Source organism: Corallococcus aberystwythensis (assembly GCF_003612165.1).
Taxonomy (GTDB): Bacteria; Myxococcota; Myxococcia; order Myxococcales; family Myxococcaceae; genus Corallococcus; species Corallococcus aberystwythensis.
Genome location: NZ_RAWK01000404.1, coordinates 1 through 6321, shown reverse-complemented (window position 1 = coordinate 6321; position 6321 = coordinate 1). Strand labels below are relative to the sequence as shown.

At 70.1% G+C, this 6321-nt stretch carries 7 protein-coding genes and 1 tRNA gene; 5 read left to right on the top strand and 3 right to left on the bottom strand.

Translation table 11 applies throughout. The annotated features are described in order from the left end of the window. Positions 1-439 precede the first annotated feature (439 nt). The 4 genes from D7W81_RS38920 (at position 440) to D7W81_RS38905 (ending at position 2844) form a co-directional block, all read left to right on the top strand. Positions 440-838 carry a ribosome-binding factor A gene (locus D7W81_RS38920; RefSeq protein WP_120560405.1) on the top strand — a complete coding sequence of 133 codons (399 nt, stop codon included), beginning with the start codon at positions 440-442 and terminating at the stop codon, positions 836-838. Further along, complete coding sequence (locus D7W81_RS38915) at positions 835-1992, top strand: RtcB family protein (RefSeq protein ID WP_120560404.1); 1158 nt, start codon at positions 835-837, stop codon at positions 1990-1992. The genes D7W81_RS38920 and D7W81_RS38915 overlap by 4 nt, the downstream gene beginning before the upstream one ends. Before the next feature lie 188 nt (positions 1993-2180). Then, positions 2181-2254 (top strand) — tRNA-Gln (locus D7W81_RS38910). A gap of 59 nt (positions 2255-2313) precedes the next feature. Further along, on the top strand, positions 2314-2844 hold the full coding sequence (locus D7W81_RS38905) for a non-proteolytic archaemetzincin-like protein (RefSeq protein WP_120560403.1): 531 nt from the start codon (positions 2314-2316) through the stop codon (positions 2842-2844). Between the two features lie 21 nt (positions 2845-2865). On the opposite strand, the gene D7W81_RS38900 is transcribed toward D7W81_RS38905, so the two are convergent. Continuing rightward, positions 2866-4209 carry a chondroitinase-B domain-containing protein gene (locus D7W81_RS38900; protein WP_120560402.1) on the bottom strand — a complete coding sequence of 448 codons (1344 nt, stop codon included), beginning with the start codon at positions 4207-4209 and terminating at the stop codon, positions 2866-2868. 158 nt (positions 4210-4367) lie between these two features. Between D7W81_RS38900 and D7W81_RS38895 the strand changes: the two genes are divergently transcribed. Next, entirely contained in the window at positions 4368-5321 is a 954-nt protein-coding gene (locus tag D7W81_RS38895) for a TolB family protein (protein WP_306440942.1), read from the top strand. Here the strand turns inward: D7W81_RS38895 and D7W81_RS38890 are convergent. Both D7W81_RS38890 and D7W81_RS38885 read right to left on the bottom strand, forming a co-directional pair. Beyond that, entirely contained in the window at positions 5318-5743 is a 426-nt protein-coding gene (locus tag D7W81_RS38890) for a DUF3592 domain-containing protein (RefSeq protein ID WP_120560400.1), read from the bottom strand. The genes D7W81_RS38895 and D7W81_RS38890 overlap by 4 nt on opposite strands. Before the next feature lie 10 nt (positions 5744-5753). Next, the coding region (locus D7W81_RS38885) for a DUF3592 domain-containing protein (protein WP_120560399.1) at positions 5754-6321 on the bottom strand (568 nt) is incomplete at its 5' end.

Below are 6321 nucleotides of genomic sequence, written 5' to 3'. Positions count from 1 at the left end.
GCCATGACCCCTCCCGCCCCCTGCTTGCCTGGGGAGGGCCGTCCCGCCAATCCGACCGCCGCCGCCCGTCGGATGGTGGATGGAGTGGCTGGTCACCAGCGGACAGCGCCGCCTGTCAGGACCGGGAAGGCCCCTGCGTCGGGGCGCGGACGGCTGCGTGTGTTCCCCCGCGTCCGGTGGACGGTCCGCGCGGTGAGCGCGGCGGGAGGTGTGCCATGGGACGTGTCGCCAGGGTGGTCTCGGTTCGCTTCGCACGGTCGCGCGTCTAGCGTCACCGGCGGCGTCCATCACCCGGCCGAAGGCGGTGCCCGTGTGAGCGCCGTCGCGGCCGTGGAGGACGCTTTCGCCGTGAGGTCCAGACGGCGTGCCCGCGCGGTGCTCACTCGCGTGCACACCCCGGTCGTGCTCCGGCACGGCCCGCAGGAATCCGTCTTCGTTCATGTCCTCTTCCAAGCATCGCCGTCCCCGCGCGTCTTCAAGGCGCTCGGGCTCCTCGCTTTTCCATTCCGAAGCGCCGTCCGCGCGTCACCTGCGCGTTCAATCCACCCTGTCCGAGGAGGTCTCGCTGCTCTTCCGCGGCGAGCTGTCCGACCCCAGGCTCGAAGGCGTCGCGCTGACGTCGTGCGAGCTGTCCCCCGAAGGCCGCATCGCGAGCATCGGCTACACGCTGCCGCACGACGCGGACCCCGCCGCGGTGAAGGAGGCCCTCTCCCGAGCGGAGGGCTACCTGCGCTCGCAGCTGGCGCAGCACCTGAACCTCAAGCGCACCCCTCACCTGCGCTTCGTCCTGGTGGGCACCGCCCCACGCACGGAGCCCGAGGACGGAGGTGACGCGTGATGCCCCGCATCCTTGAAGTCCCACCGGGCGCGGTGCCTCTCCTCGCCTGGGCACGCACGGTGCCCCTGGCGGCCCTGAAGCAGCTCCAGCAGCTGGCCGCGCAGCCCTACCTCACGGCGCACGTGGCGGTGATGCCGGACGTGCACCTCGCATCAGGCGTGGCGGTGGGCACCGTCTTCGCCACCGAAGCCCACGTCGTCCCGGGGGCCCTGGGCAACGACCTGGGCTGCGGCGTGAGCGCGCACCGGTTCGCCTTCCCCGCCGCCTCGCTGTCGCGCGCCGGCCTGGAGCGGCTGCTGTCCCAGCTGGCCCGGGTCATCCCGGTGGGAGACGCGGTGCACCGGGGACGGGGCCTGCCCCTGCCACCGGGGCTCGAAGCCCCACCGCTGTCCACCCAGAAGCTCGCGCACGCCTGGGAACGGCTGGCGCCGCGCCACCTGGGCACGCTCGGTGGGGGCAACCACTTCCTGGAGCTGGACCGCGATGGGGCCGGGGACCTCTGGCTGCTCATCCACTCCGGCTCGCGGGGCGTGGGAGGCGCGGTGGGGGAACATCACCAGCGCGTGGCACAGGTGCTCGGTGAGGGCACGCCCCCCGCGCTGCGCACCGACACCGAAGCGGGCCGGGCCTGCGTCCATGACCTGGAGCTGGCGTGCCGCTTCGCCCGCGCCAACCGGGACCAGCTCGCTGTCCGGGCGCTCGCGGTCCTGGCCGACATGCTGGGCGTGGCCCCCGACGCGGACAGTGCCGTGGATGTGCACCACAACCACGTCGCCTCCGAGACGCACTTCGGCCGCGTGCTCTGGGTCCACCGCAAGGGCGCGGTGGGGCTGGACGCGGGGGCCCGGGGGCTCATCCCCGGCTCCATGGGCACGGCCTCCTACGTCGTCGAAGGCCGCGCGGAGCCCCGCGCCTTCCGCTCCTGCTCGCACGGGGCGGGCCGCGTGCTCACCCGCACGGAGGCCCGCCGCGGCATCCGCCCGGATGCGCTGGTCCACGCCATGCGCCGCGTGGTGTTCGACCCGGGCCGCACGCACGCCCTGGTGGAGGAGGCGCCCGCCGCCTACCGGGACCTCACCGAGGTGCTGGAGGACGAGGCGGACCTCGTGACGCCCTGCGTCCGGCTCACGCCGCTGGCCGTGCTGAAGGGCTGAAAAGGGGCAGGGGAGGGGGGCTCCTGTCGGGTGGATGACAGCCCGTCCCCCCGCCTGCCCTCCGAGTGGCCTCCGGAGGAGTGATCCGCCCCCCGGACTCCGCGACAGGAGGGGCCCATCGTCAGAGTGGGTTCCCGCGCCCGTCAAAGTGCCGTAGTATCGGCCCACGAGTACGCGTGCGAACCTGCTGGGGCGTCGTCTAATGGCAGGACGTCAGACTTTGACTCTGATTATCAAGGTTCGAATCCTTGCGCCCCAGCCACTCCGCTCCGGGGGGACGCGGTCAACGCTGTCCGTCCGGAGGTAGAAGGCGGTGGGCTGATGCCGCAGAAGACGCTCCTGCTGGTCACCGTGGGCAGTCCACCGTCCGCGCTCGTGAACGGCTTGCAGGATCCGCTGGCGACGCACCTGGGCGTCAGCGCGGTCGTGAGCCGGATGGCGCTGTCGTCGCCGGCCTACGCATTCAACAAGGACCGGAGTCAGTACCACTGCAACGCCATCATGCGGCGGCTGGGCACGGTGCTGGAGGACGCGCCCCAGGAGCTGGTGATGGGCGTGACGGACGCGGACCTGTTCGAACCGGACTCGCCCTTCATCTTCGGCCAGGCGGACCGCGAGTCCAAGGTCGCGGTGATGAGCCTGTACCGGCTGCGCCAGGGCGCGGAGGGCGAAACGCTCCGCCGCCGCGTGCAGGTGGAGGCGGTGCACCAGGCCGGGCACCTCATCGGCCTGTCGTACTGCGAGGACTCGCGCTGCGTGATGTTCTTCCCGCAGTCGCCGCAGGACGTGGACCGCAAGTCGCTGGGGCCCTGCAACGTCTGCCGCAACGAACTGAACCGCCTCAACCGCTGAGGCGGCGCGCTTCGGGACGGCTCACGGGCAGGTGAACGTGCTGGACGGTCCCACGTCCGCGAGCGTCAGCGCGCGGCACTGCATGACCGCGCCCCGGGCGGGGAACCGCCGGGAAATCCAGGCCCCCAGCGTGTTGCGGACGAGCAGCGGGTCCACGAAGGACACGCCCGTGGACGCGCCCGCCTGCGGCCAGGCGATGTTCTCCACGTAGGTCTGGGGCGACGGCGCGTAGAGCTCGAAGGCGCCGCCGGTGGTGTTCACGAGGAGGTTCTCCTCGTAGTAGCCGTTCTTCGGCACCTCCGAGTAGGTGCAGCCGTTGGACTCCATCTTGTTGCCGCCAATCTGGATGGCGGTGTCGGACGCGCCCACCACGGTGTTCGCGACGATGCGCACCGAGTCCGCGGGCCAGTGGTAGCAGCTGTCGGCCAGCTTCCCGCTGGGGAGCATGATGGCCGGCCCGACGACGCCCTCGAAGTGGTTGTCGTGGATGAAGTGGTTGGACTCGTGGACGCGGATGCCCATCGCGTTGATGAACCAGTTCCCGTACACGTGGGCGTTCGTTCCCATCCGCAGCACGAGCCGGTCCCGGGTGTCGCGGAACGTGTTGAAGCGGAAGACGTTGTAGTTCGTCTTGCTGGAGATCATCTCCGCCGACGGCGCGATGTCCTCGAAGAGGTTGGACTCGACGACCGTGGCCAGGTCGCCCACCGTCTTCACGTCACCGATGATGCCGGAGCCCAGCTGGATGGACTCGCCGTTGTTGGTGCCCGCGGACGACTTCTTCCCGTAGAACAGGTTGTAGGCGATGCGGTTGTCCACGTTGCCGCAATTGGTGGCGTTGCACGTGATGCGGATGCCCTGTGCGGGCAGGTTCTCGAAGCGGTTGCGCAGCAGGCTGTTCCGCGCGCTCGAGTTCTGCAGCTTGATGGTGCCGTCCGCCACCGTGGGCTCCGGCCCCGCGTTGATGAGCGCGTTGTGCCGGAACTCGCAGTCCTTGGCCCGGTTGAACGAGATGACGTTCTGCTTGCGCGCGTCCTTCCAGACGAACCCGTCCACGACCAGCCACTCGCCAGAGAGGGTCAAGGACGAAGCCCCCGTGAAGAAGACCTTCCCGCGCGTCTGCGCCCGGAGCGTGATGCGCTGGCTGGCAGTGCCGTGCTGGGTGAAGTTGATGCTCGCGCCATCGTAGGTGCCGTCGCGCACGACCACTTCACCACCGGGCACGGCCGCGGCGATTTGCTGATTGATTTCCGCGACGGACGTGGCGAGCGGAGCGATGGCCGTCACCCCGGCCTGGGCCGGCGCGGAGAAGGAGAGACATGCGGCGACAGCGGCGAACGGGAGGGAGATGTAGGAGGAAGACATGTGTATTTCGTGTTTTATAAGATAAATAAGAAAATCACGAGCATGTCCGGGGGAGGTGAATGCCTCCGCGTACGTTGACGTCGCAGCCAGCGCGCCCTGTAGTCTGCCGGGCGCGGGACGTGTGACAGGGCCGGCACAGCGGGAGACAGATGATGGGCATGCGGCGATGGCTCGGCGGTGTGGTGGCGGTGGGCTTGCTGGGGGCGTGCGAGCCCACGGACTTCGGTGGCGGTGGCACCACCGGCGACGTCCTCTTCGACAGGGGCTTCGCCTTCGTGCGCAGTGACCGGAACGTCTACGTGGTGGACGACGACGGCGACCCCAACAGCCCGCAGCGGCTGACGACGGCCGGCGGCGCGTACACGCCGGCCATCTCCCGCAGCGGCAACAGCATCGTGTTCGTGCAGAAGTCCGGCGCCACGTCCTCCCTCCAGACGGTGCCGACCTCGGGGGGGCCGGTGGCCACGCTGCTGAGCAGCAACGACGCGGCGTGCGGCGCGTGCACCAACTTCCGCGGGCCCACGTTCAGCCCGGATGGGCGCACCATCGTCTTCGCGTTCGACCGGGGCTCGGGGTCGCAGAGCTCGCTGGGGCGCATCGCGGTGGATGGCAGCGGCTTCGTGGACCTGACGCCCGGCACGACCATCGCCTACGGCTCGCCGTCCTTCTTCCCCAGCGGGACCACGGTGGTGGCGCCCGCGGGCAACAACGCCTTCCAGTACGACCAGCTCGCCTTCGTGCCGGTGAACGGCGGCAGTCCCATCTTCGTGCGGCTGGGCAACGAGGTGCTGGCCATCGCGAACCGCGCGGTGGTGTCCCCGGACGGGCGGCAGGTGGCGCTGGACGGGCGGCTGTCGTCCGGCAGCACGCGCATCTTCGTGGGCAACGTGACGGCCAACGGCATCAGCGGCGCCTTGCGGCGGCTGACGGACTACACCGCGAGCACCGTGCAGGAGAGCTTCCCCAGCTGGACGAGCAGCGTGCAGCTGGGCTTCCTCTTCAACGACTCCGGCGGTGACCCCAGCATCTACCGCGCGCCGGTGTCCTCCACGGCCAGCTCCGTCACGCTCGCGGTGCCCGCCGCGAACGAGCCCTTCTACGGGCCCAACTAGTTCAGCTGCCGCACCAGGCCGAACGCGACGATGCCGAGCACGGTCAGGAAGATGGCCGTGAGCAGCACGCGCGTGGACAGGGCCGTCTCATCGCCCTCGACCTGGTTCCAGCGGGGGTTGTCCGGCAGGTAGCGGACCTCGACGGGGTCCCCCTGCCGGGGAATGGGGCGGGCCTCCTTCTCGGGGTGCTGGTAGCTGCCGCGCACCTCGGGGCCGCCGGGAGGGTGGAAGACGTAGTCCACGTCCCAGTACGTGTAGCCATCGATGGAGCCATGCTTGACGCGGACCAGCGTTCCCTGCGCGCGCAGGCCCCGCTCGCGCAGCTTCCGGGCGACCCGGTAGGCGCGCCACACGCTGCAGAGCACCGTGAGCGGAAGGGCGACGAAGAACACCCCGACCCAGACGAAGTTCAGCACGTGCATCCGGGCCTCCCTAGTACTCGCCGAGCTGCTGCGGCTGCCCGGTGGTTCGTGGCTTCGAGCGCGGGGTCGGCCCGTCGTAGTTCCGGATCCTGCTTGAGGGCGTGGGCCCGTGCGGCGCCGGGTCCTTCTTCGACGGCGCGTTCATCATCAGGATGATGGCCAGGGACATGAAGACCACCAGGCCGAACACCCCGGTCACGACGCCGAGCAGCCCGATTTCCGTCCCCATGCGCTGGTGCCGGTGGGGGTTGTCCGGCAGGTAGAGGACCTCCAGCGTGTCGCCCTCGGAGGCGCGCTGGCGCCAGAGCCCATTCCGGTGCTCCTTGTACTCGCCACGAACCTCCGAACCGTCCGGCAGCGGGAAGACGTACTCCACGATGCGGTACTTCCCGTTGAGCCAGCTCGTGCGGATGCGGACCACCTCGCCCCGGGCGTGCAGTCCGTGCTCTCGCAGCTCCAGGGTGAGCTGATGCCGCAGCAGCATCTGCACCATCATCACCAGGGGGGCGCCCACGAGGAGCGCCGCGATCAGCATGGGGGGCATGGGCATGGCGGCGCTCAGGATGACGGGGTTGGGG

Bases quoted from the DNA above. Each gene is read 5' to 3' on its own strand.
- D7W81_RS38905 (WP_120560403.1), top strand. From the start codon at position 2,314: ATGCCGCAGAAGACGCTCCTGCTGGTCACCGTGGGCAGTCCACCGTCC.
- D7W81_RS38890 (WP_120560400.1), bottom strand. From the start codon at position 5,743: ATGCACGTGCTGAACTTCGTCTGGGTCGGGGTGTTCTTCGTCGCCCTT.
- D7W81_RS38900 (WP_120560402.1), bottom strand. From the start codon at position 4,209: ATGTCTTCCTCCTACATCTCCCTCCCGTTCGCCGCTGTCGCCGCATGT.
- D7W81_RS38895 (WP_306440942.1), top strand. From the start codon at position 4,368: ATGCGGCGATGGCTCGGCGGTGTGGTGGCGGTGGGCTTGCTGGGGGCG.
- D7W81_RS38920 (WP_120560405.1), top strand. From the start codon at position 440: ATGTCCTCTTCCAAGCATCGCCGTCCCCGCGCGTCTTCAAGGCGCTCG.